Source organism: Sphingobacterium sp. SGL-16 (assembly GCF_011043515.1).
Lineage (GTDB): Bacteria > Bacteroidota > Bacteroidia > Sphingobacteriales > Sphingobacteriaceae > Sphingobacterium > Sphingobacterium litopenaei.
Genome location: NZ_JAAKGQ010000014.1, coordinates 12420 through 37924 on the forward strand (window position 1 = coordinate 12420; position 25505 = coordinate 37924).

The window sequence follows — 25505 nt, forward strand, 5'->3', positions numbered from 1 at the left end:
GGTCGTTAGCGATCATCCTACCTTAAATATGTAGAATTCAAACACAGATTCGGTAAATGAAGACAGAATATGTCTTAAGGGGATCCAGAACTATTCCGGAGCTGAAATAATTAATTTGTACAGTTGCTTTTTCATAACTCGCCTTTATTTATAAATGGTGAGTCTCGGGAGGCGTAGCTATAGTTGGACTACCACCACCGCGCCACAGGGTTCCGACGCCCTCCAAAAACGGTATACAGTAGTAGCCCATGCACTATAGTATGTAATAAATATTTAGAAAATTATAAAAATATCATCAGTATACAGAATAATTGTCAAATTATGTTAAAAAGAAAAATATCTGATTTCTTATAAGTATATTTAAAGAAATTAATATTGGAAGTGACTATCCAACACCCAAATAAGTCAAATAAATAATGACTCAAACAATCAAGTTCAATCAAAAGAATTCACTATTCTCAAAAAGCCTAAAGCAAAAAACTAATAATTATTTTAGTAGCACTTTCACCAAAAAAACCGGAAATAGAAGAATTTTCATTAAAGCATCTGTATTGCTCGTTTCTTTTTTAGCAATATATAGCATCTTAGTATTCGTCCAACCCCATTGGTCCATTAGCATTTTACTTTGTTTAATATTCGGTGTGAATCTGGCCGCTATTGGATTTAACATAATGCATGATGCAGGCCACAATTCATTTTCAGACAATAAAAAGTTAAATACTGTACTATCCTACAGTCTTAATTTATTAGGTGGTAACATTTACTTCTGGAAATTAAAACACAATATTGCACACCATACCTATACCAATATTGATGGTGAAGATCATGATATTGAAGTAAAATTTATGCGCATACATCACGATCAAAAACTTAAGAAACATCATAAATATCAGCATATTTACTTTATATTTCTGTATGGTATTTCCTATTTAGCATGGATATTCTATCAGGATTATGAAAAATATTTTAGACAAAAAATGGCTCCGCATTCCGAGGATAAATTTCACTTTCCTCTTCACGAGAAATTAATATTCTGGTCTTCCAAAATATTTCATTTTGTGTTATTTATAGTTATTCCTATTTATATGTTAGGTTGGGCTACAGCTCTATTGGGATTATTGATTACAGCCGTTGTATGCGGCTTGTGTTTAGCAATTGTATTCCAATTAGCGCATGTGGTTACCGATACAGAATTCAAAACTATAAATAATTCTATGGTTGAAGAAGAGTGGATGATACATCAATTGCAATCAACAGCAAATTTTTCTACGAAAAATAAAGTTTTGACCTGGTTATTAGGTGGATTAAACTTCCAGGTAGAGCATCACTTATTTCCTAAAATCAGTCATGTACACTACCCTGCACTTAATAAAATCGTGAGACAAACTTGCGAGGAACATAACATTCCATACATTGAGTATAAATCCTTCTGGCAAGCTTTTCTATCCCATATTAAGGTAATCAAGCTGATGGCAAAACCAGCTTATAAATAAGAGAAAATAAAGGGGCAAGGTTAGTGAAATCTTGCCCCTTTACTTTTTAGCGTTTATGTGGCGAGAACTTGACGACTGTATTATCTTTTGGTTCTAAAGAACTCAAATACGTATAAATAGCTTCTAAATCTGAAACTTTCATCCCTGCATACATGGTCCAAGGCATAGGTGTATTCCAATCTGTAGGTTTTAAATCTTCTGGCACATAGCTACTATCCGCGTAATGCTTAAAACGCTTAACAAAAGATTCCATTGTCCAAGTACCTATACCTTTTGTCTTGTGCATCGTAATATTTGCACCACGAACAATTCCTGCAGGCTGCACAAATTCCATTCCGCCTCCATATTCGGTTCCTGGCACAATAGCACCTTGTTCTGTTTGACTATGACAATGCACACATCCGGCTGCATTAATCAAATAACCACCGTAGGCTATGCGATCTGATTCATCAGGAATAGTACTAAAACTTGCTTCTTGAGGAGAAAGATTTACTAATAGATTTACAGGAAATTCCAATTTTCTTTCCGGAACTTCAGAATCTATCGCGTCTAATGTGCGTATATAAGCTATAATGCTATAAATGTCTTCTTTATCCATCTTCCCATAATTATGATAAGGCATCACCGAAAATAATGCTTTACCATCTTTATCCACTCCTGTCGTTATGGTTCTAAAAATCTCCCCGTCCGTCCAATGTTGTAAATTATATGGGGTTATATTAAGGGAATATATGGTGCCAGGGAAGCCCATATCATTATTAAAGATTTCACCTCCAGCACCTAACTGTCCTGCAAGCGGAGCAGAAAATTTGGACCAATCTCGGGAACTATGACAATCCATACATACCGTGACATGATGAGCTAAATACTTCCCTCGTTCAATCCGTTCCGTCGTTTTTTCTACATTAAGTTGTGGAGCGGGACTAATATTAGGCATAAAGGTGATGAGATATACTCCTGCAAACAGCACCAATAATAGTACAAAAGCGAGTACTATTATGATAACTTTGAAAAGTTTATTCATAAATAGAGATAACTAAGTTGGTTAGTAAATTGAAAATAAAATTATTAAAATATTTTTATTTTTAGGATTTATTTTAATATAAAATTAAAATATAAATAAATACTTCATTCTAAAAGCTCTCTTTTATTAATTCGAACTTTTGAAATGAAGTACTATAAAAAATTTAAACCGCCTTAATCTCCCTAGTTATGCTAGATTATTTTGATATTAAAGACAAAAGTAGCGCTGACTTTTTGCCCATCATTAAGTACATATTGTAATTTTTGTTTGATAGTAAATGTATCTCCAACTTTAGTTTGATTAGGATATTGACCTATTGTAAACAGTAAAGCATCTTTATTAAACTCAGAAAAAACTTTAGCAGACGATCCCCAATTTGTTACATTGCCTTCGGCAGAAAACCAATGTCCCAATCCTTGAGCAGTATTATTACCATTGAGATCGCCATTTTTTTCAACTGCATAAAATTTAATAACAGTACCAATTGAACTTTTTATTGCATCTGGATGTAAAACAAATGCTTTTGCTAATGCACTCTGATCTACTTGAACCGTAACGCCAGAATAAGAAACTGCATCAAAGGGTATCTCCAAATTATGCGTAAAAGTTATATCTTTTGGTTCTTGCGAATTATCAATATTAGGGTAACCAATTACCTCTGTACCCGAAACTTTAATTTGATATGGCCATTGATCGTCATTATTTTCATTTTCGTCCCAAGGATGAGGCATATAAGTTGAAGGAGCTCCTGTAACTATAAAAAACAACTTCTCACATTGATTAGGAACCAAAAAAGAAACTGTAGATTTTGCATCCTCATACATAGGACTATACACACGTGCTCCCGATTTTAATAGAGCCACAAAACCATAACGCCAACCTGCGCGACTTGGATTTTGAACAGTATTATATCCTGTTGCATTCACTAAACCTTCAAAATCTACTGTGATCTGTTGTTCTGATTGAGGTACTTCTAAACCAATAACGTTAAATCCTGTCGTTCCTGGACATTGTACATATTTGATTCGAAGCTGACCATTCGGAAGCACATCAAATTTATTAGTTTGTCTACCTATATAATCTTTACCCCTAGCACGTAGTTCATTCAAGTCCCAAGTCGCAAATTTTGAAGCCATATCATAAATTTCAGCGTTAAGCTGCTGCGCATTAATATTCGTTAGACGCATATAGGCTTGAATGGGATCTTCGGGTTTGTTTGACTCTCTCCAGATTTTACTAATAATTTGATTTGTATGCTTACTTGCCCAATAAAAATGAATGAAATAATTAGCATATCTATAATTCTCATGAAGCTGATGTCTATGATGATTATCCAGATATACAGGAAAGTGGTGTGTAGCAAAAATTTCTTCCGGATAGCTTTGCATAGCCTGCCACTGGGCGGTCTGTTCCCAAAAACCGTTTCCGTCATTTCCACCAAAACCATATCTAAACCCATGATTAGCTCCTAAATCACATCGTACCTGATACTGAAAACTATGTCCAATTTCATGTGCTATAGTAGCTCCCACAGGTTGACAAGTACTAGGACTAATCCATAAAGCTCCAATAACATCATCATAACCTCCTCCGTATGCCATCCAGTCTTTTGTATAATGCAAAAAGATCATCATTTTATAGGATTCCAACTTAGATGAATTGTTGTCTTTCGTTGCAAATTTCAACTGGTCCACATTTAACTTGTAAAATTCTTCAGCTTTAAGAATTAGATTGTCAATATCCACTCGATAATCAGCTGGGACTTTACTATCCGAAGGAAGCAAATCACCATAACCTGATTCCCAGAATAAAATAAAATGCTCAGACTGTTTGCTACGTGAGTAAGCCCACTTGTTGACATTGGATTCAAAACCTGAACTAGCAAATTCTTTCGGTATATATATTTTAAGGGAATTATTTGGTTCTGGCTCCTCTACAGGCTCCTCTTCCACAATAGGTTCCTCTATAACATCTTTTTTGCCACAAGAATAAAAGGGTACTAAACTTATCATCATGAAGACAAAAAGCCATTTGTAGAAATTCGATTTTTTTTGATATAAGCTGATCATGGGTAAGGTAATGTTATAAGTTTATAATTAGCATATAATGCTTGAAAATTAATTTGCTAAGTAAATTCCGGCAATTATAGCATATTGATTTACAACAAGTAATAAAAACTACTCAACAACGTATATCGAAATTAGATAAGATATTTTATCCAAAACAATCAAAACTTAACCAATAACAACCATATTCTCGCATAAAAGAAGTTACTGAGAAATAATAAGTTAGGTTGATTACATGTTTTATACAAAAAATGGAAGCAAACTGAAAACAAAAGCCCCATTCAAATATGATGAGGCTTTTGAGTATAAAATATAGGATACTATTATACTTCTAATAATAAACGAGCTGGATCTTCTAATAATTGTTTAACACGAACTAAGAAGCTAACAGACTCACGACCGTCGATGATACGGTGATCGTATGATAATGCGATGTACATCATTGGACGAATTACCACTTGACCGTTCTCCGCTACAGGACGTTGCACAATATTGTGCATACCCAAGATAGCTGATTGAGGTGCGTTGATAATCGGCGTAGACATCATCGAACCGAATACACCACCATTAGTAATAGTGAATGTACCACCAGTCATCTCGTCAATAGTTAATTTATTATCTCTCGCTTTAGTAGCTAAGTTGATGATTTCTTTTTCAATTCCTTGTAAAGAAAGTGATTCCGCGTTACGAATAACAGGAACTACTAAACCTTTAGGCGCAGAAACTGCAATTGAAATATCAGCAAAGTCAGAATAAACGATTTCGTTTTCTTCGATACGCGCGTTTACTGCAGGCCATTCTTTCAATGCTGTAGTCACTGCTTTAGTGAAGAACGACATGAAACCAAGACCCACACCATGTTTCTCTTTGAAAACGTCTTTGTATTTAGCTCTCAAATCCATGATGGGTTGCATGTTTACTTCATTGAATGTAGTCAACATAGCAGTTTCATTTTTCACAGAAACTAAACGCTTAGCGATAGTTTTACGTAAAGAACTCATTTTCTCACGACGCTCATTGCGTGCACCAGCAACAATTGGAGTAGCAGCAGGCGCAGCAGCAGCTGGTTTTGCTTCCGCTTTAGGAGCTGCAGGTTTAGCTTGTGCTTTTCCTGCATCTTCTTTTGTGATACGACCGTCTTTACCTGTACCTTTTATAGTTGAAGAATCAATACCTTTTTCTCTTAAAATTTTTGCGGCAGCAGGAGAAGCTGTACCAGCAGCGTACGAGTCAGTATCTTCTGATGCTTCTTCTGCCTTAGCAGCTGGAGCAGCCGATTCAGCAGCAGCAGGAGCGTCAGCTTTTTTCTCACCAGCAGGTGCATCACCATCTTCGATAGTACATACTACAGCACCGATTTCCAACGTATCGCCTTCTTGAGCGATGATACGTAGAATACCAGCTTTTTCCGCAGGTAATTCAAATGTAGCTTTGTCTGATTCCAATTCAGCGATGTTTTCGTCCATTTCGACGAAATCACCATCTTGTTTTAGCCATTGGGCTAATGTTACTTCGGTGATTGATTCACCAACGGTAGGGACTTTGATTTCTAAGCTCATGTGTTTATTCTTTAAAACCAACGTTGCAATAGTTATCTATTACAACGCCGGTCTTCTATTTTTGTTTATGCAAATGCTTTATTAATAATTGCTTCTTGTTGTGCAACGTGTTGTTTCATATAACCTGTTGCAGGGCTTCCGCTTTCAGTTCTTGCGATTACGTCCGTGAATTCAATGTCTGTTCTACGGAACTTGCGGCAGAAGTGAGGCCATGCACCCATGTTCTCATTTTCTTCTTGAACCCAAATGAATTCTGTTGCTTTATTGTATTTCTTGTGAATAGCTTGCAATTGTTCTACAGGTGAAGGATACAATTGTTCGATACGAACAATTGCTACATCAGTACGATTGTCAGCTTGTTGACGATCTAACAATTCGTAATAAATTTTACCAGAACAGAACAATACGCGTTTTACTGCTTTTGTATCAGCTGCAGTATCATCAATTACTTCTTGGAAGTTAACTGTTGTAAAGTCAGCTAAAGGAGAAACTACTTTAGGGTGACGCAACAAACTTTTTGGAGTAAATACGACCAATGGTTTACGGAAGTCTCGTACTAATTGACGACGCAATAAGTGGAAGTAGTTCGCTGGCGTAGTACAGTTCGCAATGATTAAGTTGTCGTTAGCACACAATTCCAAGAATCTTTCGATACGACCTGAAGAGTGCTCTGGACCTTGACCTTCCATACCGTGAGGAAGCATCATTACTAAACCGTTTGAACGTTTCCATTTTGTCTCTGCTGAACTCAAGTATTGGTCAACAACGATTTGAGCCCCATTGTAGAAGTCACCAAATTGAGCTTCCCAAACTGTCAAAGATTGAGGGTTGGCAGAAGCATAGCCGTATTCAAAACCTAACACACCGTATTCTGATAAGAATGAGTTATAGATATTGAATTTATCACCACCTTTAATTTGAGCCAAAGGAGCGTATTTTTCTTCTGAATCTTCTAATGTCAATACCGCGTGACGGTGAGAGAATGTACCACGTTGAACATCTTGTCCTGAGATACGAACACGTTTACCTTCATTCAACAATGTAGCGTAAGCCATCAACTCTCCCATTGCCCAATCGTATGAATCTTTACCGATCATTGCTGCACGGTCTTCATACAATTTAGAGATCTTACGGAAGAATTTTTTATCTTTTGGTAAAGAGGTAATTTCTTTAGCTAATTCTAAGAAAGTTTTATCGTCAACTTTAGTATCTACCGGTTTGAAGATATCTGCTTTCTTAGCAGGGCGTAAACCTTTCCAAGCACCGCTAAACATTGGAACTTCATCAACTAAAACTTCAACAGCTTTAGCAGCATCCAATTGTGTTTGCAAGTAATCTTTGAATTCTTTCTCTACTTCTTTAGCGTATTTCGAATCGATAGTACCTTCAGCCTCTAATTTTTTAGCATACACTTCTTTAGGATTAGCATGCTTTTCAATTAGTTTGTACAACAAAGGTTGCGTGAATTTAGGCTCATCCGCTTCGTTGTGACCGAAACGACGGTAACATAATAAGTCGATGTAAACGTCTGTTTTATATTTTTGACGGTATTCTACCGCTAAGTTGATTGCGTATACTACAGCTTCAGCATCGTCACCATTCACATGGAATACTGGAGAAGAAGTGATTTTAGCTACGTCAGTACAGTAAGTTCCTGAACGCGCATCTTTGTAGTTAGTAGTGAAACCTACTTGGTTGTTGATTACAATGTGAATTGTACCACCAGTTTTGTAACCATCCAATTTAGACATTTGAGTCACTTCGTACACAACACCTTGACCAGCAATAGCTGCATCACCATGAATTAAGATAGGTGCAATCTTAGAAGAGTCACCATCATATTTCATGTCAATTTTAGAGCGAACCATACCTTCTACGATAGGATCTACAGTCTCTAAGTGTGATGGGTTAGGTGCTAATGACAAATGAATGCTTTTACCGTTGTCAGTTTTGATATCTGAAGAATAACCTAAGTGGTATTTTACGTCACCGCCAAATTGCAACTCAGGATCTTCTTGTTTGTACATTTTACCTTCGAATTCTGATAAAATAGTTTTGTATGGTTTCCCCATGATGTTTGCCAATACGTTCAAACGACCACGGTGCGCCATACCAATCATGAATTCTTGGATACCTAAGTCCGCACCTTTTTCAATTACTGAATCCAATGCAGGAATTAAGCTTTCAGCACCTTCCAAAGAGAAACGTTTTTGACCTAAGAATTTCGTTCCTAAGAAGCTCTCAAAAACTACTGCTCTATTGATTTTTTGTAAAATACGTTTCTTTTGTTCTACTGTATAATTAGGTTTGTTGCGATCCGCTTCCATGCGATCTTGCAACCATTTAATTTTCTCTGGATTACGGATATATTTGAACTCAGCACCGATTGAACGACAGTAAGTATCTTCAATCATCTGACGAATATCACGCAATTTCGCTGGACCAAGACCAATTTCAATACCTGCATTGAAAACGGTATCCATGTCAGCTTCTGACAAACCGAATGTTTCTAATTCTTTGCCTGGGTAATATTTACGACGCTCACGAACAGGGTTAGTATCTGTAAATAAGTGACCACGGTCTCTGTACCCGTGAATCATATTCAATACATTGATTTCTTTAAGCGCATGTTCTGATACGTTCTCATCTTCAATTACCACGCCCTCAGAACTTTGGCCAAATTCAAATCCCTCGAAAAATTTTTGCCATCCAAAATCTACCGAATTTGGATCTTGTTTGTAAGCTTGATATAAGCCGTCAATGTAACTTGAATCGGCATTACTCAAATATGTCAGTTTATCCATTATTTTGTTATAGTCTAAATAATTCGCCAAAATTAAGAATAAAAAAGCAGTAATACCTATTGAAATTTGATATTTTGTCCCATAAAAATCAAAGTTTTAGCTACTGAAATATTTTTGACTTTTATGGATAATTTTCAATCTTATACTACCTGTTCTTTACTCTTTTTTATTCTTTCCCAGTCCGCTTTAGACCTGTTGTTTTTCACACTTGTTCCCTCTCCTGCTACGTGAGCCCAAAAGCCATAAATTGTAGCTGGAGCGTAATCTATCAGTTGCTGTTCAAAGTAAGATGCACCAATCAACCAATTTTGATTTAGTTCATAGATAAAATACAAAGCTAGATATTCGCGCTCCGCTCTAGTCAATTCTCCTCTCTCGTTCAATTTTTGAACCAAAGCATTACTTTCTCCATCATCACTATTCCCTTCAATAAATGACTGAACGATTTGTGAATCATTATTTAACGCATTTGAAGATTTGAAATAACAGTTAGGGAATTTCTTCAGCATAAAGCGATAATAATCTCTCCACAATAAACCGTCCAAAATAAAGTTTATCTTCTTTTTATTCTGCGCTGTAATTTTAGACTGAATAAAATGGAAGGCTTGTGTAGCAGACAATACACCTAATGCTAAAAATGGAGAAATAGTGGTATACAAATCTCTTTTGTTATCTGTATTTGACAAAATAGTCTCCAGCGCATTTTGAGCAGCCCACTCACCATAATTTACTAAGGAATTGGTATCTATCTCGAATGGGAAATCCGTTTTTTCTAAATGAGGTGGCAATGAAATTTGTTCTAAATCCGGCAAACACGCACGTACGAAACTTTCCTTAGCTGTTTTCTTTTTAAACGTATTGAAATCGTTTGGAATGTCTTTAATAGGAAAAGGTAAATCCTCTTTGTGGTACATTGTATGACCAATAAAATGCTTCAAATTACGTTTTACTTGCCACAATGATTCTTCTACAAGCTCAGAAATACGTGTCTCTCGTCTAGCAACTTCACGATGATGGTAGACTTCATCTACTTCATATTTTTGAACTAATTGCGGAATGATTTCCTCAGGATAACCTTCGAAAGTCAATAAATCGCCACCAAGTTTTTGTAGCTTATCTTTCAAAGCTGCTACAGAATGTACAATATATTGCTGCCGTAAATCTCCTGTATTGGAGAATCCGTATTTTCCTTCGGTATAATAACGTGGATCAAAAATGTATACAGGAATTACGAAAGTTGATTTTTCAACGGCTGAGAACAATACTTCATTATCAGATGTACGTAAATCGTTTCGAAACCAAACTAGTATTACCTTTCTACTCATTATAAAATTGTGCGAAGTCCCTCTTAATTTAGAATGTTAATTCGTAAAGATATTGTATTTATCTGTATAAATAAACTTTGGCAACCCAATATTACACAATTCTAACAATATAAATCTAACAATAATTGAGTAATACAGGTTATCCTACACAATCAAGAATTTGAGCGTAGAAAAACATAAGTGGTGACAGATATTTAATATATATGAAGCATTTACAAAGTACGATAAAGTGAAATAATCTGTTATTTTTGCAATTCACAAATACTTCGAAAAATTATGGGGTACCCAAGTTTGGCAGCATGTGTGGCTGATTTAGAGAGACACGGTCATTTGATAAGAATCAAAGAAGAAGTAGATCCATATTTAGAAATGGCGGCTATACATATGCGTGTATTTGATGCAGAAGGTCCAGCTTTGTTTTTTGAAAATATCAAAGGCTCACAATTTCCTGCTGTCTCCAATCTATTCGGCACGCTCGATCGTTCGAAGTTTATGTTTAGGGATACCTTAGATCACATCAAAAAATTAGTAGATGTGAAGATGGATCCTACTGCGGTGCTTAAAAATCCTTTTCAATATATTGGCTCTTCCGCTGTAGCTTTAGGCGCATTACCTTGGAAAAAGAAATCTGGTGCATCCATTTTATATGGTAAAACACAAATCAGCAAGCTTCCTCAAATTGTCAATTGGCCCATGGATGGTGGCACTTTCGTGACAATGCCACAAGTATACACAGAAGACGTAACCAAACCCGGCATTATGAAAGCCAATTTGGGTATGTACCGCATCCAATTATCAGGAAACGATTATATACAAGATAAAGAGATAGGCTTGCACTACCAATTGCACCGTGGCATCGGGGTTCATCAACAAAAAGCTAATGCCATAGGCAAACCACTTAAAGTAAGTATTTTCGTTGGTGGTCCTCCAGCGCATCCCCTTTCGGCAGTAATGCCGTTGCCAGAAGGTTTATCTGAAATGATTTTTGCCGGAGCTTTAGGCAATAGAAGATTCCGTTATTTTTACGATGAGGAGGGATTTTGTATTTCAGCAGATGCAGATTTTGTAATCACAGGAACAGTTTATCCAGGTGAGAACAAACCAGAAGGACCTTTTGGAGATCATATCGGTTATTACAGTTTGACACATGATTTCCCGTTGATGAAAGTGCACAACGTATACCACAAGAAAGATCCGATTTGGTCTTTTACAGTGGTCGGCCGTCCTCCTCAGGAAGATACAAGTTTTGGTGCTTTGATTCACGAAATCACAGGCTCAGCTATTCCGCAAGAAATTAACGGATTGAAAGCAATTCACGCGGTAGACCCAGCTGGCGTACACCCACTTCTATTTGCTATTGGTCGTGAATCGTATACGCCATACCAAAAAGTTGATAGACCGCAGGAAATCTTGACAATTGCGAATCAGGTTTTAGGTAAGAATCAACTAAGCTTAGCAAAATATCTATTTATTGCTGCTGGAGAAGATAATCCCAATTTGGACATACATGATATCAAAGGATTCTTCACCCATATTTTGGAAAGAATTGACAACACAAGAGATTTACATTTCCAAACTAACACGACTATTGACACCTTGGATTATACAGGTGATGGATTGAATGCTGGTTCGAAAGTTATCTTTGCAGCTGCTGGAGCTAAAAAAAGAGAGCTAGCGACTGAAATTCTAGCAAATATAGATTTACCAAGACCTTTTAATAAGGCTAAACTTGCTTTACCAGGCATTCTAGTCCTAGAAGGTGCGGATTTCACTTCTTACGAAAATGAAGAAAAAGTATTAGAAGCTTGGACAAATGCTGCCAAAGAAGTTAATTTTGATGGAATTCAACTTCTAGTATTGGTGAATAATGCTAATTTCGCGAGTGCAAATGAAAATAATTTTGTTTGGGAAACTTTCACTAAATCAAATCCAGCATACGATATATACGGAATCAAATCCTTTACTAGATTTAAACATTGGGGCTGCGAAGGGCCAATAATCATCGATTCACGACGTAAGCCGCATCATGCGCCTGATTTGATAAAAGATGAAACAGTAGAACGACATATTGACCGTCTATTTGCAAAAGGTGGTTCTTTACACGGAATAGGTTAAATAATATAAACTAAAAGCATCGAAATTTCGATGCTTTTAGTTTATATTATCTTCTTGACTTTCTTCTTTTGGAATCGGTTTTATCCATAAATAATAAATCTGCGTAAATGCAATTATAGCATTTGGAATAATAATAGGCCAAGCATAATCTAACCGAAAGCCATAAATCACAAAAAATATACAACCAATTAAATTCACTGCTCTCAATTTTATCTGGTCTTTTATCAAAAAAGAGATAATTAAGAAAAATGAAGCTGCGTAGCCACTAATTTGGGTGATAAGATTGTCCATGGTTGAAACTTTTACAAATAACACAAATAAACCTTCATTGTTTGAACATCATTTAACTCAGCACTTTCTAACAAATAGATATATTGTTAAATAGTGTGAATCCCTCTTCAGCAAATCCAAATATTAGTATTTTTATACAAACCATCCTCATGCATGAAAGTTTATTGGTTCGCATACAAGCAATTATTCTTTATAAACTTAGCAATCTCAATTGCTTTTAGTTTAGTGAGTTCTAATCCTTTTCCCCTTACTTTTGGGACATTTGGATTTATGAGCACAATAGCTATTTACCTCTACTTCTACCATAGTGTTTGGTACGTATATCTCAACATCGGATATTCGAAGACAAGAATAATCTTATATACATTCTTAATCAATACAGTTATCTCAAGTCTATTTTCACTGTTGCTATGGATACTCTAAAAAAGCTATTGTACGCTGATTCGATAGAATTTTCCTACACACATTCCGTCGATATATTAACTGGGGTTCATATTCAATGCGAAATAGGCGAAGTGGTCGGATTATTAGGTAGAAATGGTTGTGGAAAGTCAACCCTCATGAAAATAATCTTTGGTGTTATAAAACCAAAATTGGCATTCATTAGAATTAATGACATTAGGTATAGCAAAGGATATTTGTCAAAAAATATCTGCTATTTACCTCAGCAAAAATTCCTTCCCAATTATTTAGCAGTGACAGACGTAATCAAACTAATGGTAGAGGATAAGATTAAACAAAACGCCTTATTAAATGACGACGAAATCATCGTCACCATCAAAAATCAAAAGGTTGCAGAATTATCTGGCGGAGAAATACGTTATTTGGAACTCATGATTTTATTACAAAAAAATTCTGATTTTTATTTATTAGACGAACCTTTTTCGGGAGTATCACCTTATATGAAAGAACGAATTCAACAAATCATTCTTTCACACAATGATAAAGGCTTTATAATCTCAGATCATCACTACCAAACTGTACTCGAAACTGCTACAAGAATAGTTCTTCTACAAAATGGTGGATGCAGAAGAATTGAATCTAAAAAAGATTTAGAAATGTTCTATGTTCCTGAAGGAACTTTTGATGAAGAATAATTCACTACAATTCGTTCAATCTTTTACCGAGGATATCCCGTTGAGCTGGATTTTTGGGTTCGCCCACAATCTGTCTTCTATAGATACTTGTATTTCCTGAAAACAAATACGAAGTAAAACAAGCTATCGCAACATATACCGCACAATCGGCACCAAATAATTCTATGGCCATTAAGGTACAGGCAATAGGCGTATTTGTGGCTCCCGCAAATACAGCCACAAACCCCATTCCGACAAGCAACCCCATGGGCAATGGAATAAAAAAGCTCAAGGCATTACCCAAAGTCGCTCCTATAAAAAACAATGGCGTCACTTCTCCCCCTTTGAATCCTGCAGATAAAGTCACCACGGTGAAAATCATTTTCAACGCAAAATCATAAGCCGGTAAAGGCTGATTGAACGAAGAAACAATAGTGGGAATACCCAGCCCGATATATTTTGAAGTTCCCAATAGATAAACTGCAGCAATCACGAACAGCCCTCCTACAAAGGTTTGTAAAGGGGCATATTGGATTTTTGCTTTCCAAAAACCAGACATCCACTGCATCCCTTTACTAAACGTTGCAGCACATAAAGCAAAAAGTCCACCTGCTATTAGGGTATACAAAATTCCTTGAAAATTAAGTTCAGGCACAAAATCTATAGAATAATGTGTATGGTGTGCATTCCAAAGTGTTGTGAATTGATCTGATAAAACTGCAGTTAGTAACGCTGGAAATAGTGCATTATACCTCAAACGACCTATTAAAAAAAACTCCAAAGCAAATATTGCACCTGCCAATGGCGTACCAAACACCGCCCCAAAACCTCCTGCCACAGCCGCAATTAACAGTATACTGCGATCTTCTTTATTAAGTTTTAATGATTTCGAAAATTGATCTGCAATTCCTCCAGCCATTTGCAAAGCAGTACCCTCACGTCCCGCAGAACCACCAAACATATGCGTTAAAATTGTTCCTATATAAACAAAAGGTGCCATTCTAAACGGAATCTTTTCTTCGCCATCATGAATAGTATCAATTAGCAGATTATTTCCTTGACCAGAATTTTTGCCATATTTGTCGTATATCCAACTGATTAGAAAACCTACAATCGGCAAAAATACTATAATCCAAAGATGACTTTCTCTGTAGTTTGTTACCCATTCTAATGAAATAAGAAATCCTGCTGAAGCAGATCCTATTAATATCGAAAGCAATAAACTAAGACCGATCCATTTCAATGCATAGGCATAAATAGATTTAGTATTCAATACAGCCGTAAGAATGTTTGATTTGGTTTGATTATTTTCTGACATAAAAACTCCTGATCAAATTATAAAATAAATTGAATAACTCATCAGGCGTCATCAGCTATTTTTTAGCGGTTGGTTAAGGAAGAACACCATTTCCTTTAATTATTTGACACAAATATAAGCGTTCATCCCATTTTTCAATCCTATTTTTATTTTTTTGGTGATTTCTCACGCTTCTTCCCTAAAGTTCTACCTCTTTTTCTATTTTTGTGTAAAACAAAATCCCAGCGATGAACTTATCAAAATTTCTTGCTTCAACCGTTTGTACTCTTTGCTGTATTTCCATTCATCATACTAAAGGCCAAGAAGTAGGAACAAAGATTGATTTTTTTGGCTATGCCGACAACAGAGAGTATAAAGCTCCATATACCATAGACAAAACCTTCTTTGGCGCGATTCTTTCGCCTCAACTCTACATCAAGCTTGACAGAAATCATCAGTTAGTAGGTGGCTTACATTATAATCAAGATTTTGGTATAAATTCCGAAAATAAGAACAAAGTCAATCCCATAGCTTATTATAACTACAATTCTGAACGGATTGATTTTGGAATTGGATTCATACCACGTCACGAAAAGCTAAAAAACATTCCACTAGTCGTTTTAGCTGATACTTTATTGTATGACAGGCCCAATTTGGAAGGAATATTTTTCAACTACCATACAAGCAAAATTTTGCAGTCTCTTTACATCGATTGGCTGAGCAAACAAGGTTCAGAAAACCGAGAACGATTTATAGCAGGTATTTCAGGACATTATAAATTTGGCAAAGGGTATTTTGCTAATGATGGAACACTCTATCACAATGCATTGACGAATGTGGAAGATCCGACCACACATATTCAAGATAACGCTGTGCTAGTATTACGTTTAGGATTGGATTTTTCCGCGAGTACAGCATTGGATTCGTTGACAATTGATGCAGGAACAGTTTTAGGCTACGACCGAGTACGAACGGAATATAATACAAACAGCAAAGCTTTTATAAACAACATTCATCTAGGATACAAGAAAGTCTTTTTACATAACACGTTGTATTTAGGAGATGCAATCAATCTTCCTAACGGCGACTCATTTTATCATCGTGATAAATACAATAGACTAGATTTAGGCTGGATACCATTTAAAAGCAAAAACATAGACGGGAAATTTACCGCCTCTTTTCACTTTCATAAAGATGGAATGGATAATCAACAAGCGTTTACATTACTGTATAGATTTGACCAATCTATTTGGAAAAAATAAGGCATTAGAAATTTCTAATGCCTTATTTTTTTATTGTAATACAAACAATTTAGTGCAATTAGGTATTATTTATGCATGGGTAGACAAAAACAGTAATTCATATGGACGGAATTTTAGACAGACAAAAGGCTAAGCTTAAAAGAGCAGCTAAACTCATGCAAATATTAACGAAGTATGGTTTTGAAGACTTTAAGTCAAAGCTCGATAATAATTCCGACAGTACCGATGAGGCCAAAATAGCGCAAGATTCCGCTTTTTATGAACGTGTACGCCGTGCTATTGAAGAACTAGGACCTACCTATGTGAAATTTGGACAGACATTATCCACGCGTGAAGATTTGTTTCCTTCCGCTTTAATCAAAGAATTCAAAAAATTACAGGACAATGTGCTTCCCGAAGAGATTGATTTGATTCCTCATCTTGAGAAGGAACTGGAAATAGCAGTAGGTGATTATTTTACTGAAATTGATAATACGCCTATCGCTTCAGCCTCCATTGCTCAAACATATGTAGGCAAACTCCAATCTGGAGAACAGGTTATCCTAAAACTCAAACGGACAGGTATCAAAGAAATCGTTCATGCAGACCTGCTGTTGATGAAAGATATCATCGAATTATTGACAAACTATTACAGCGTTGTACGCGAAATAAACCTTTTACATGTTTTCGATGCTTTTGCAGCAAGTATTCAAGAAGAATTATCCTTTACAAACGAACAAAAGAATATTCAACTTTTCGGACGGAATTTTAGAGGAAATCCGGACATCGAGACCATGAAAGTTTATCCGGAGTTGAGCAATGATAATGTATTGTGTATTTCTTATATAGAAGGTGTTAAAATTAATAATAAGGAAGGTATTCAAGCCTTAAATCTTAACCCTGAAGCGATATTGGACAAATGCTTCAATCTCTACCTTACCCAAATGCTTGAACATGGATTCTTTCATGCGGATCCGCATCCAGGCAATATTTTGGTTACTCCAACTGGAAAAGTTTCTTTTATTGATCTGGGCGCGGTTGCTAAAATGTCTCCAAACGACAAGGATTTGTTAGAAGACTTCGTTGTTTACTTCATTTATAAAGACGCTAATCGACTAGTGAACACATTAAAGAAAATGGCACTGCATGTTGATATCAAGGATGATAAACTATTGATTCGTGCTTTTCAAGAAATGTTGGACATAATCAATACGCATTCTTTAGAAGAACTGGATATAAAAGCCTTGTTTAGCAAATTTTCTCATCTTTTGAATGAAAACAATATCATTATGCCCGAACATATTTATCTTCTGGTCAAAGGTATTGTACTTATGGAAGGAATTGGTCGGGAACTTTCTCCTCAAATCAATATTGTGGACAAAGTAAAACCATACATTACTAAAATAGCTACGCAACGTATATCTCCAGAAAAATTGTTGGAAGACAATGTGGGGACGCTTTGGGAAATGCGTCGTATGCTACATAGCGCTCCTCAGTCATTCACTTCTATTATCGACAAGTTCAATCAAGGAGAATTCAAAGTTTCGGTCAATTACCGTGAATTTGAAAGATTCCGATCGCAAGAACTTCGTAACAATTCGTTGAATAGAATGCTTGTTATTTCCGCTGTGCTATTTTTAGGTGGATGTCTATTAGCCAATGTAGAGCAAGTAAATTATCAAGGCATATCTGTTATTTCTTGGATTTTATTTGCATTCTCTTTTGCTATTTTTATTAAAATGATGCTCAAAAAATACAAGTTGAATAATTAGAGTACCCCACATATTATTTTTTTACTTTGTTTAGCTTATATTCTTTGAGAATTACATTGAAGTGCTTGTCTTGAATGTAATTTATAAAATGATGGGATCGTAAACCAGAAAAATCCGTTCGTTTCAAAAATTTATATGATTGGGACAATTCCTCAAAAGAGTCGCTTTTGTAACCTAAATCTGTAGGATGTAATTTATTGGACAGCCAACCAACCACTTTTTTGAGCATTAAATCGTCTTTATTCGTAGAAATATGAAAAGCTTTAAGCTGTGGTGTAAATAGCACATTATAAATGCTGTCCTCATGTTTAATTTCAAAATCTGATTTTCCAATAGCAGGCGCCAACGCGATAGCATAAATCCTATTTTTCTGATTGCGGATAAGGTCGTTTTGCAAACTTGCAGTATCTATATAATGGTTTTCTACCACATCAGACATCTTCACACTATCTATCGGCGCCGAACTCAATGCGGACATAATGACCGATGCTCCCCTACTGTGCGAAATTAAATACACATCCTTGTTTGAAATACTATTTAAAATCTTTCGCAACGCGAATTTTCCCACATATTGAGAATAATCCGAAGCTGTGAACCACGTTTTCAAACTGGAGAAAGGATTTTTGGTATACAATCCATCCCAATAGAATTGAATGACTTCATCCGAATTGGTAAGATTAAGCTTGTTTTGAATACGCTCGTAATTACGTGTTACCTCTCGTTCTTTAGCATTGAATCCATGAATTAAAATAAAAACACGCTTCTTATTCTGTAAATGTTTCTTTAAAAGGCTGAGGTATTCTTTTTCGAATTTTTCTAAATCCTTGGACAAGGATTTCTCTTCTGCTAATTTACTCAAAGAATATGCATTCTTCTTCCCATTACGAGGCGGGATACCATACACTTTACTCCAATCGTTGGGATAGAATGCTCCATACTGGTCTACAAATGCAATCGTAGTGCGCGGTGGAATTTGACGATTGGGATTTACCGCAGTGGGTGCATTATGCTGTATTCCACATGAAATACATAACCCAATAAGTAAAATTGAATAAAAGAATAATCTCATATTAAAGTTCTGAAAAAGACAGAAAAGCATAGATTTTTATTATTATCCAATATAACACAATTAAGTCAGGTTTTGGTTTGAGAAAAGTTTATGCAACTTTGATGCATTTAATTTGCAACTTTGATGCATTTGATATAATTTTGTAGCATTGTTGCAACAACGAATTTTTCATGAATCGAATTATACTTTTTTTGATATACAATTTAGTCTTCTTTGGAGCTGTACAAGCTCAACAAAAAATCCATATCTCGGGAAAAGTATTAAACGATGACACGAAAGAAATCATTGTTCACGCCTATATACGGATCGGCAATCAAATCACGGTATTATCTAACCACCAAGGTGAATTTAATTTAAATGGACTTCCAAAAGGAACTTTAAATCTAGATATTTCACATGTCGCTTATAAAGTTCAAAAGCTAAGTGTAAACCTTTCAAAAGACACTGTTTTTAATATTTATCTAACACCAAAATCCATTGATTTAGACGAGGTCAATGTCCATAAAGCAGGTCCAAACAATACTGCAAACACCTTAAAAATCGAGCAACGTAAAGAAAGTCAAGGCAAAAACTTAGCAGACGCTTTAGCTGATATCACAGGTGTAAGCATTCTTCGTACTGGGGCAACTATTGCCAAACCAATGATTAATGGTTTATATGGTAATCGTATTATTACGCTGAATAACGGTACGAGACATGAAAGCCAGCAATGGGGATTGGATCACGCGCCTGAAATTGACCCTTTTGCATTCCAAAAAATTTCTATTCTCAAAAATGCAGAAGCCATTCGCTACGGAGCGGACGCTTTAGGTGGTCTGATAAAATTAGAGCAACAAGATATTATTAAAAATAAAGAATTAGCAGGAAATGTAAGTCTTGGGGCACATACCAATGGTCGTGGTGGATATCTCAATACGCAATTGGAAGGAACTAAAGGCCATTTTTCTTATCGTGCAGGCATTACGGCGATGAAAGCTGGAAATCTTAAAACACCAGATTATTACATCGGAAATACTGGAAAAAATGAATTAAATGGTAATGCATTTCTGCAGTACGAAAAAGAAAAGCACGACTTTTCCATTTTCTTCAGTCATTTCGGGACTGAATTAGGAATTTTCCAAGGCGCGCATATAGGTACGAAAGAAGACATTTTTGCACGCATTGCATATGGAAGACCATTCGAAAACTATAATTTCTCCTATGAAATTGCCGCTCCAAAACAGAAGGTTACGCATCAATTGGCAAAATTGACTTACCAATATCAAATTGATGAGAATCAAAAATTAGAAACATATTATAGTATTCAACAAAATCACCGTCGGGAATTTGATTTACGTCGCGCCCAATCGGATAATACACCTATGGCGGATATGGTATTGACTACACAACAAGTAGAAGCTGTTTATTCTAATCAATACACGCAAGTCGGATTAGTAGGTTCTTTACAAATAAACAATAATACTGCAGGTACAGGTACTACGCCAATCATTCCAAACTTTGATAATCATAATATCGCCTTGTTTGCCAATCACAAGATTCTATATGGACAAAACCAGGTTGAATTAGGTGCTCGCTATGATTATAAATATTTCGATGCTGCAGGTTATCGATTTGCCTATGACAAAATGAACGATGACGGAACAGTACCACAGTATTTATTAAAGGACAGAAGACATTTCAATAATATTTCGGGTGTAGTGGGCAATACTTTAGCCATAAATTCACACTTCACTTGGAAAAGTACAATTTCCTTAGCTTGGCGTGCGCCATCTGCTAGTGAATTGTACAGCGATGGAATACACCATGGAACTGGTACTTATGAAATCGGCAACATCGATTTGAAAAGTGAGAAGGGGTTAAAGTGGGTCAATACTTTGCAATACAAAACTCCTTGGTTAGCAGTTAATGCGGATCTATTCACTCAAATGATTGACAATTACATCTACAGTCAACCTTATCCTGATTCTGTACGTCAAACTATTCGAGGCACCTTTCCAATTTTTCAATATCAGCAGGATAATGCGGTCTTCTATGGATTGGATTTACAGGCGCATATTGATTTAGGTAAAAAAACAATTTACGAAATGGGATTTTCTTCGGTAAGAGCTAAAAACATAAGTAAAAATAGCTACTTGCCTTACATCCCAGCGGATAGAATACAACAAGCTATTGCTTACAAATTCTTGCTAAAAGAAAATAATAATTCCTACTTAAAGCTTAAACATCAATTTCAAGCACGTCAAACGCGATATGAAGCGAATTCAGATTTCGCGGCGCCTCCCGCAAGCTATCATACTTTCGCATTAATAGCTAGCAGCAACTGGAAATTACCAAATATGAATTCTATCGGTTTGCTTTTATCGGTAGAAAATATTTTCAACACAGCATACAAGGACTATTTGGACAGATTTAGATATTACACACATAGCCCAGGAAGAAACACATCTTTAAAGATAAATTACACATTCTAACACTTATATATTATGAAAAATTACATTTTAATAGCTCTGATCAGCGTATTTGCATTCTCATCATGTACAAAAGATGATCCAATTCCAGAAGTTGATCAAGAACAGTTAAGTACAGCTACCTTAACTTTTACTCCTGTAGAAAAAGAAATTAAAGACGGTAAAACTATATATACGTCAATCGAAGGTGGAGAAGTAGAAAGCATCAAGTTCCAAGCACCAAGCTATTTGCCTGAAGTGGGTACGCATTTGGATTTACATGTCGGCGAAACGTATAAATTATCATTGAAAACTACAGACTTTGCTGGAAGGGCTTCAGAGCAAACCTTCTTAAATCGTTCAGAAAGTCACCAAGCTTTCTTATTAGGCGCAGATAACGCCACACTGGAATTTGTGTACGGAGACGAAAATAATGTTGGTATTACAGCATACATCACGCCGAAAAAAGAAGCATCTGTCGTATTAAATTACATCATGCGTCATCTTAATGCAGCATCAAAACAAACGCTGAAAGCTTCCGATTGGAACAATACTGCAATCAAATTAGGTGCTATAGATTTGGATTTAAAATTCGAAGCACACCTTGTAGAAGAAGGTCACGGACATTAATATCAAAAACTAATTTTAGTTTCGCCTAAAAATGATATTTTTGCGAAACCGCCTGCGTAGTTCAATGGATAGAATATCAGATTCCGGTTCTGCCGATGTGGGTTCGACTCCCGCCGCGGGCACTTAAAAACACAAAAGCTCATTTACTTTTCGTAAATGAGCTTTTATGTTTTGTGTTAAACTGCTATAAGTTCCATTAAAATCATATTTATACAAAAACAAAAAGGACTTTTCGCAAATAAAAAGTCCTTTTTAATTCTTTAAAATAAGAAAAGCCTAAGAAATTCGAGCGAATTCTTAGGCTTAATAAAACCTCATTACGAGGTAAATCAACCTAAACCTTCACAAAGGTAATAAAATAATTTATTAAGTTCCAAATACTTACTGCAAAAAATATTATTTATTTAACTATTGGTTCATTAAAATTCTGGTAATCAATTAGATAATATTAATAAAAAAAGGTTTTCAAACGGGGAGAATGAAAACCTTCGATAACCAATTATAAACCTAAATTATGATACACCAAAGATAGTGTACTTTTTACACATATGCAAATGATTTTGAAAAAAAGTTTTTGTTAGCAATATTTTACTATTGCTTTTGGTTTAAAAATCATGGCATTTGAAAGAAGTTGTTATTCTTTTAAACAATAAAAAACTGCGTATATTATTATTGAAAGCCTTTTTTATGAATTTTTCTTTTAGTAATTAAGCATAAATTACATTTAAAATTTACAGCTAATCTTCAATGTAACATTATCAATACATATATTTTTTTGTTCCCTTATTATACTTCCCCCCCCCATTCTATTTCCTTATTTAACGTTTATCTCCAATTCTTCATGCAGGAAGATTATTCTCGAATAGTTTGTGTATTTTTGTAAAAAATAAATTCGCATGTTCACAGGGATTATAGAAACATTAGGTATAGTCAAAAACATTCAACAAGAACAGTCTAATATTCATTTTCATATTGAATCATCCATTTCAAATGAATTGAAAATAGATCAAAGTGTATCGCACAATGGAGTTTGCTTAACTGTAGTAGAAGTTAATGCGAATACACATGTGGTAACGGCTATTGATGAGACATTACAGAAAACTAACTTAGGTCATTTGCAGGTGGGTGACGTGGTGAATTTAGAGCGTTGTACACAAGCGAATGGTCGTTTTGATGGTCATATCGTACAAGGGCATGTGGATCAAACTGCGGTCTGTATTGCGCGAGAAGATCAAAATGGAAGCTGGTTGTTTACTTTTCAATATGATCCCTCTTCCAATAATATAACTGTAGAAAAAGGTTCTATAACCGTAAACGGAATAAGTCTTACGGTTGTGAATTCACAAATAGATCAATTTTCTGTCGCTATTATCCCCTACACCATCGAACATACAAACCTGCAGCATGTCGATATAGGAACGACGGTTAATTTGGAATTTGATATAGTAGGAAAATATGTTTCAAAAATAATGGCTCTTAGAGGATAAGAGCCATTATTTTTAATTCTATTCTAGGTACGAACCTTGCCGCATCAGTAATGCCCGGTATTTGTTGAATACAGCTGATTTGGAAATAAAACCTAAGTAATTTCCATTCTTATCAATGACGGGCAAAATCCAAACATCTTCCCTATTCATTTTCTTCATCACAATATCCATATTTTCATCAATACGAATAATATCATTGGGTTTCTGTGCTAAGGTCATAAAATTTCGATTAACACCATCTTCTTCGCCCAATAAAATAGAAAACAACCTTTCACTGTAAATAATTCCCAAAAATTTACCGTCAGCTTCCACTATAGGAAAGATATTTCTTTTGGAATGTATAATATCCGTTTTACGATCATTAGGAGTTTCCACAGGGCGTAAAATAACAAAATTCGTTTCAATAATATAACGAAGTTTCATCATGCTCAAGACTGTGCGATCTTTATCCTCATATGAAATTAGATCTCCAGATTCTGCTAATACCTTCGTATAAATAGAATGCTTCATACCATTTCTATTAATTAGATACGAAATAGAAGTTACAATCATTAAAGGTACCATTAGCATATAACTTCCAGTCACTTCCGCGATCAAAAATACACCTGTTAAAGGCGCATGCATAATCCCGCTCAATGCTCCTGCCATACCAGCCATCACAAAATTCGGAACATTCAGTTCTATCAAGCCAGTAAGATTAATCCCATATGCAAAAGCAAATCCCAATAAACCTCCCATGACTAAACTCGGGCCAAATACACCGCCGTTACCCCCACTATTTACCGTAACGAGCGCAGCCAGTGCCTTAGCAAATAAAGTAAGAGTAGTATAAGCAACAATAACCCAGCCTATATGACGAAAATCAGCAAATAGACTATTCTTAACGATAGCATCGAACTGACCATCCAAAATCTGTTGTATGGTCAAATAACCTTCGCCATATAAAGCAGGAAACACAAATATTAACACCCCTAATGACACCCCACTTACCCAAACCTTCATGTAAGGACTGTGAATATTACCGAGCCAGCCTTTGACAGCTTGACTGAATTTGGAGAAAAATATGGTATAAACCCCCACTATAGTTGCAAGGAGAATATAAAATAGAAGGGCGTTAACATTCCAATCGGTTACGCTAGTGTGGAATAAGGGTTCACTATATACAATTTTTGAGACGACAGCTGCTAAAGCAGAAGAAATCAAAAGCGGAATAAGCACCGGGATAGAAAATTCAGTCAATAGAATTTCTATGGAGAAAATCATTCCGGCAATTGGACTGTTGAAAGCACCTGAAATACCTGCAGAAGCTCCACATGCTAACAACATGGTTACTTCCTTATAACTCAACCCAAAAAAACGACCTATATTGGAGCCTATGGCTGCCCCACTGTGGGCAATAGGTGCTTCCAATCCCGACGATCCACCAAAACCAACAGTTAGCGCTGAAGTAATTATTTGGGAATAAATATTATGAGGTTCAATGCGGCTAGATTTTCGAGATATGGCATAAATAATTGGCGTAATACCATGTTCAAATTTCTTACCTCTCAAAACTTTCCTCAAATAAAGAACAGATAGTAAAATACCTATAAGAGGGAAAATCAGGTACAAGGAATATTTATAGTGCCAATCAATATCATCCTGCAAAAAAGAGGCAATGGAATGCGTCATTCCTTTTAGTAAAGAAGCAGCAATCCCTCCGACAATTCCAACCACAAAGGCAAGGATGATAATAAAGTTTCTATTCGAAACCCGTTGCATCCGCCATTTATTCAATTGCTGTAATTTTATAGAAAATCTATTCATTCC

The 25505-nt window shown here is 35.7% G+C and carries 17 protein-coding genes, 1 tRNA gene and 1 riboswitch; of the genes, 9 read left to right on the plus strand and 9 right to left on the minus strand.

From position 1 onward, the window contains the following. The first annotated feature begins 416 nt into the window (after positions 1–416). Positions 417–1493: a fatty acid desaturase family protein gene (locus tag G5B32_RS06845; protein ID WP_165290803.1), complete on the plus strand. Its 1077-nt coding sequence runs from the start codon at positions 417–419 to the stop codon at positions 1491–1493. Between the two features lie 46 nt (positions 1494–1539). On the opposite strand, the gene G5B32_RS06850 is transcribed toward G5B32_RS06845, so the two are convergent. The 5 genes from G5B32_RS06850 to G5B32_RS06870 all read right to left on the minus strand — a co-directional run bounded on the left by G5B32_RS06850 (position 1540) and on the right by G5B32_RS06870 (position 10271). Beyond that, positions 1540–2517: a c-type cytochrome gene (locus G5B32_RS06850; RefSeq protein WP_165290804.1), complete on the minus strand. Its 978-nt coding sequence runs from the start codon at positions 2515–2517 to the stop codon at positions 1540–1542. Positions 2518–2708: 191 nt separating this feature from the next. Beyond that, positions 2709–4532: a DUF4859 domain-containing protein gene (locus tag G5B32_RS06855; protein WP_206366819.1), complete on the minus strand. Its 1824-nt coding sequence runs from the start codon at positions 4530–4532 to the stop codon at positions 2709–2711. A gap of 374 nt (positions 4533–4906) precedes the next feature. After that, positions 4907–6142 carry a 2-oxoglutarate dehydrogenase complex dihydrolipoyllysine-residue succinyltransferase gene (gene odhB, locus G5B32_RS06860; RefSeq protein WP_165290806.1) on the minus strand — a complete coding sequence of 412 codons (1236 nt, stop codon included), beginning with the start codon at positions 6140–6142 and terminating at the stop codon, positions 4907–4909. A 65-nt stretch (positions 6143–6207) separates the two neighbouring features. Then, the gene (locus tag G5B32_RS06865) at positions 6208–8946 is read right to left on the minus strand and encodes a 2-oxoglutarate dehydrogenase E1 component (RefSeq protein ID WP_165290807.1); all 2739 of its coding nucleotides are present in this window, start codon (positions 8944–8946) and stop codon (positions 6208–6210) included. A gap of 140 nt (positions 8947–9086) precedes the next feature. Beyond that, entirely contained in the window at positions 9087–10271 is a 1185-nt protein-coding gene (locus tag G5B32_RS06870; RefSeq protein WP_165290808.1) for a deoxyribodipyrimidine photo-lyase, read from the minus strand. Between the two features lie 276 nt (positions 10272–10547). Between G5B32_RS06870 and G5B32_RS06875 the strand changes: the two genes are divergently transcribed. Continuing rightward, positions 10548–12386 carry a UbiD family decarboxylase gene (locus tag G5B32_RS06875; RefSeq protein WP_165290809.1) on the plus strand — a complete coding sequence of 613 codons (1839 nt, stop codon included), beginning with the start codon at positions 10548–10550 and terminating at the stop codon, positions 12384–12386. Positions 12387–12422: 36 nt separating this feature from the next. On the opposite strand, the gene G5B32_RS06880 is transcribed toward G5B32_RS06875, so the two are convergent. Further along, positions 12423–12677 (minus strand): uroporphyrinogen decarboxylase, encoded by a 255-nt coding sequence (locus G5B32_RS06880; RefSeq protein WP_165290810.1) that lies wholly within the window; start codon positions 12675–12677, stop codon positions 12423–12425. Positions 12678–12988: 311 nt separating this feature from the next. On the opposite strand from G5B32_RS06880, the gene G5B32_RS06885 reads away from it, so the two are divergent. Continuing rightward, entirely contained in the window at positions 12989–13774 is a 786-nt protein-coding gene (locus G5B32_RS06885; RefSeq protein ID WP_165290811.1) for an ATP-binding cassette domain-containing protein, read from the plus strand. Positions 13775–13778: 4 nt separating this feature from the next. On the opposite strand, the gene G5B32_RS06890 is transcribed toward G5B32_RS06885, so the two are convergent. Further along, the gene (locus tag G5B32_RS06890; RefSeq protein ID WP_165290812.1) at positions 13779–15071 is read right to left on the minus strand and encodes a voltage-gated chloride channel family protein; all 1293 of its coding nucleotides are present in this window, start codon (positions 15069–15071) and stop codon (positions 13779–13781) included. A gap of 35 nt (positions 15072–15106) precedes the next feature. Further along, a riboswitch (Fluoride riboswitch) is annotated at positions 15107–15174 on the minus strand. A 124-nt stretch (positions 15175–15298) separates the two neighbouring features. Here G5B32_RS06890 and G5B32_RS06895 point away from each other — a divergent pair. Then, on the plus strand, positions 15299–16312 hold the full coding sequence (locus G5B32_RS06895) for a hypothetical protein (RefSeq protein ID WP_165290813.1): 1014 nt from the start codon (positions 15299–15301) through the stop codon (positions 16310–16312). A 101-nt stretch (positions 16313–16413) separates the two neighbouring features. Next, complete coding sequence (locus G5B32_RS06900; protein ID WP_165290814.1) at positions 16414–18063, plus strand: ABC1 kinase family protein; 1650 nt, start codon at positions 16414–16416, stop codon at positions 18061–18063. A gap of 13 nt (positions 18064–18076) precedes the next feature. Here G5B32_RS06900 and G5B32_RS06905 read toward each other — a convergent pair whose 3' ends face one another. Then, positions 18077–19132: an alpha/beta hydrolase gene (locus G5B32_RS06905; RefSeq protein ID WP_165290815.1), complete on the minus strand. Its 1056-nt coding sequence runs from the start codon at positions 19130–19132 to the stop codon at positions 18077–18079. 170 nt (positions 19133–19302) lie between these two features. Between G5B32_RS06905 and G5B32_RS06910 the strand changes: the two genes are divergently transcribed. The 4 genes from G5B32_RS06910 to G5B32_RS06925 all read left to right on the plus strand — a co-directional run bounded on the left by G5B32_RS06910 (position 19303) and on the right by G5B32_RS06925 (position 23696). Further along, on the plus strand, positions 19303–21603 hold the full coding sequence (locus tag G5B32_RS06910; RefSeq protein ID WP_165290816.1) for a TonB-dependent receptor: 2301 nt from the start codon (positions 19303–19305) through the stop codon (positions 21601–21603). A 12-nt stretch (positions 21604–21615) separates the two neighbouring features. Continuing rightward, positions 21616–22209: a hypothetical protein gene (locus tag G5B32_RS06915; protein ID WP_165290817.1), complete on the plus strand. Its 594-nt coding sequence runs from the start codon at positions 21616–21618 to the stop codon at positions 22207–22209. Positions 22210–22259: 50 nt separating this feature from the next. Then, positions 22260–22331, plus strand: a tRNA-Arg gene (locus G5B32_RS06920). 774 nt (positions 22332–23105) lie between these two features. After that, positions 23106–23696, plus strand: coding sequence for a riboflavin synthase (locus tag G5B32_RS06925; RefSeq protein ID WP_165290818.1), 591 nt, complete (start codon positions 23106–23108; stop codon positions 23694–23696). A gap of 18 nt (positions 23697–23714) precedes the next feature. On the opposite strand, the gene G5B32_RS06930 is transcribed toward G5B32_RS06925, so the two are convergent. Next, positions 23715–25502, minus strand: coding sequence for a chloride channel protein (locus G5B32_RS06930; RefSeq protein ID WP_165290819.1), 1788 nt, complete (start codon positions 25500–25502; stop codon positions 23715–23717). Positions 25503–25505 lie beyond the last annotated feature (3 nt).

Coding starts and splice junctions, on each gene's coding strand:
- G5B32_RS06915 (WP_165290817.1), top strand. CDS start 21,616: ATGAAAAATTACATTTTAATAGCTCTGATCAGCGTATTTGCATTCTCA.
- odhB (WP_165290806.1), bottom strand. CDS start 6,142: ATGAGCTTAGAAATCAAAGTCCCTACCGTTGGTGAATCAATCACCGAA.
- G5B32_RS06865 (WP_165290807.1), bottom strand. CDS start 8,946: ATGGATAAACTGACATATTTGAGTAATGCCGATTCAAGTTACATTGAC.
- G5B32_RS06880 (WP_165290810.1), bottom strand. CDS start 12,677: ATGGACAATCTTATCACCCAAATTAGTGGCTACGCAGCTTCATTTTTC.
- G5B32_RS06855 (WP_206366819.1), bottom strand. CDS start 4,532: ATGATGATAAGTTTAGTACCCTTTTATTCTTGTGGCAAAAAAGATGTT.
- G5B32_RS06895 (WP_165290813.1), top strand. CDS start 15,299: ATGAACTTATCAAAATTTCTTGCTTCAACCGTTTGTACTCTTTGCTGT.
- G5B32_RS06900 (WP_165290814.1), top strand. CDS start 16,414: ATGGACGGAATTTTAGACAGACAAAAGGCTAAGCTTAAAAGAGCAGCT.
- G5B32_RS06875 (WP_165290809.1), top strand. CDS start 10,548: ATGGGGTACCCAAGTTTGGCAGCATGTGTGGCTGATTTAGAGAGACAC.
- G5B32_RS06910 (WP_165290816.1), top strand. CDS start 19,303: ATGAATCGAATTATACTTTTTTTGATATACAATTTAGTCTTCTTTGGA.
- G5B32_RS06845 (WP_165290803.1), top strand. CDS start 417: ATGACTCAAACAATCAAGTTCAATCAAAAGAATTCACTATTCTCAAAA.
- G5B32_RS06905 (WP_165290815.1), bottom strand. CDS start 19,132: ATGAGATTATTCTTTTATTCAATTTTACTTATTGGGTTATGTATTTCA.
- G5B32_RS06925 (WP_165290818.1), top strand. CDS start 23,106: ATGTTCACAGGGATTATAGAAACATTAGGTATAGTCAAAAACATTCAA.
- G5B32_RS06890 (WP_165290812.1), bottom strand. CDS start 15,071: ATGTCAGAAAATAATCAAACCAAATCAAACATTCTTACGGCTGTATTG.
- G5B32_RS06870 (WP_165290808.1), bottom strand. CDS start 10,271: ATGAGTAGAAAGGTAATACTAGTTTGGTTTCGAAACGATTTACGTACA.
- G5B32_RS06930 (WP_165290819.1), bottom strand. CDS start 25,502: ATGAATAGATTTTCTATAAAATTACAGCAATTGAATAAATGGCGGATG.
- G5B32_RS06850 (WP_165290804.1), bottom strand. CDS start 2,517: ATGAATAAACTTTTCAAAGTTATCATAATAGTACTCGCTTTTGTACTA.